Source organism: Deinococcus sp. (assembly GCF_025362455.1).
Taxonomy (GTDB): Bacteria; Deinococcota; Deinococci; order Deinococcales; family Deinococcaceae; genus Deinococcus.
In genome coordinates this window covers 1-2,153 of record NZ_JANYGJ010000217.1, presented here as the reverse complement: position 1 = coordinate 2,153, position 2,153 = coordinate 1, and the positions used below count along the sequence as shown (strand labels likewise).

Genomic DNA, 2,153 nt, shown 5'->3' with positions numbered 1-2,153 from the left:
TGTGCCGGGACACCCAGCCGCTCACGTACAGGTCGTGTGCAGGCGCGGCCAGAGCAACCGAACTAGAGCAGTACTCCGAATTACGCCACGGGGAAAACAGCCTCCCCGCGCCTCCATTCTGCGTCCTGCTCAGTCAAAACTACTCGCTCCGCTCGGTCATAAAAAGGGTCTTTTTATGACATCTGCTCTGGGGAGTAGGAATATCAGCAGCGTCCCGGCCCGCCTCACTTTCTGGCGCCCTTGGGCCGGACGGTCACGGTGAGCTGGCCGTCGGCGCCCCGGTCCTGCTGGCGGGCGATGACGGCCACGGTGTACTGCTGGGCCGGGGCGTCACCGGAGGCGCTCAGGTGCATCACCGCCGTCTGGTTGGCGTCCACGCGCTCCTGGGCGAACGCCACGCTCAGCAGTGTGGTCGGCAACTTGGCGCTGAGGCTGACCGGGCCGAATTTGTTCTGGAAGCCGCCGGGCCGCACGGTCACGTCGACCGTCTGGCCGGGCAGGATGGTCACTTCCGGCAATCGTCCACCCGACGGCGTACCGAACACCACGTAGCCGCCCGCGCAGCCGATGGTTCGCAGTTCACCGATGTCGCGCACGCCCAGCGCCAGCGCCGGAAACAGCGACGAGATGGCCAGCCCGATGCCCAGCGCCGGAGCCCGCCCACGGCTGATCTGGGTGGTCGCGGTGGCGATGCCGCCCGGCCCCAGCAGCAGCGGCGGCAGCAGTCCCAGAATGGTCCGGCCCTGGCAGGCCCCCGGCAGCAGCGCTATGCCGATGGCCCGGATCAGCAGCAGCGCGGCGCAGCCCAGCAAAAAACCGCCCAGCGCCAGCAGCCAGCCGGGGCGGGGCAATGAACGGAGGGTGGTCATGCCGCCAAGGTAGCGCGGGGAGGACGGGGCGAATGGCTAAGAAGCCCTGGCCATAAAGACGGCGAGCTGATCAAAGCCTCGATTTCGTGGTGTAGAACAATCTAATTCGCTGGCGGGTGATGAGTCATTCTCCGAGCCGAGTGAGAAGCAGAGAGTGGCGAGCAGCTCCAGCCTCGGCAATCCGGAGACAGCACCCGAAAACCTAAGCACACCAGCGTCAGTCGTTGGGTAAACCGAGCAAAGCGAGTCTTGAAGGAAGTAGGGCCAGGCCAACATTCTGGGATTCTGCACGCAGCGCTTCGTCCCTCCACTCCCGCCTGACCCTACTGAGTAGCTTCGCCCCCAGCCACTCGATGCGCCCACCTCCTCATTCTACGGAAGGTCTGTCGGCTAGGAACTTTTATTGCTTTGTCAACGTCAGTGAACCGTTAAAAACATATCCAGGTGTTGCGTAAGACACCGTTCCGGTGAGAGTACTTCCATTAAAAACAGTTTTAGAGTTAATTTTAATGGCTGTGCTATCTGTACCAGTACCAGCAGAGCCATCTACCGGGAGACTTACAATGTTCCCATTCCGTGTTCCAGCGAGAGGTCCTTCGGTGTTTTGATTAAAGTCGCAGCTTAGGCCGTTTTTGCTACAACTTGCTACCTGACCAGTTAAAACGCCGTTCTGATCAGTTATGACATAACGCACTTTAAACGTTTGACCGTTAACACCATTTTGTGCTGGGTAAGTTTCTACTCCCTCTCAAATACCTGTGATCGATACTGTGGTAGGAGGTGGGCTCGATGTGCCGCCGCAAGCGCTCAACCCCAAAGCAAGTGAGATTAACGCAACACCTGAAAGTATAGGTTTCATAAATGACCTCCACAGCGAGTTTAGGTCATCTTCATCACATTTTATTCGGGCCGATCTTATACAAAACTTAATATTGTAATCCGAACACTTTCCACTGCAAATTCCATAAATGAAGGTCAGATAAAATTCCAGCTCACCACTCCGAACCAGCTCACGGTCAAGGGAGGTCTGATGGCGTCGGAGCGCCGTGGCAAAAACGTTTTTACCGTGGGTAACCCAGGGTTTAGGGACCAAAACAACTGCTCCATTACGCGAGCAGGGCGGGAGTTCAGAGCCACCGACCGGGCCTTGATTCAGTCGTTGGCCCGCCCGGCGACTCTAGAGCAGTACTCCGAATGACGCCACGGGGAAAACAGCCTCCCCGCGCCTCCATTCTGCGCCTTGCTCAGTCAAAACTACTCGCTCCGCTCGGTCATAAAAAGGGT

At 58.4% G+C, this 2,153-nt stretch carries 1 protein-coding gene; it reads right to left on the bottom strand.

Annotated features, from left to right (window positions below):
- Positions 1 to 224 precede the first annotated feature (224 nt).
- Complete coding sequence (locus tag Q0R23_RS15275) at positions 225 to 869, bottom strand: hypothetical protein (protein ID WP_293914343.1); 645 nt, start codon at positions 867 to 869, stop codon at positions 225 to 227.
- Positions 870 to 2,153: the final 1,284 nt, after the last annotated feature.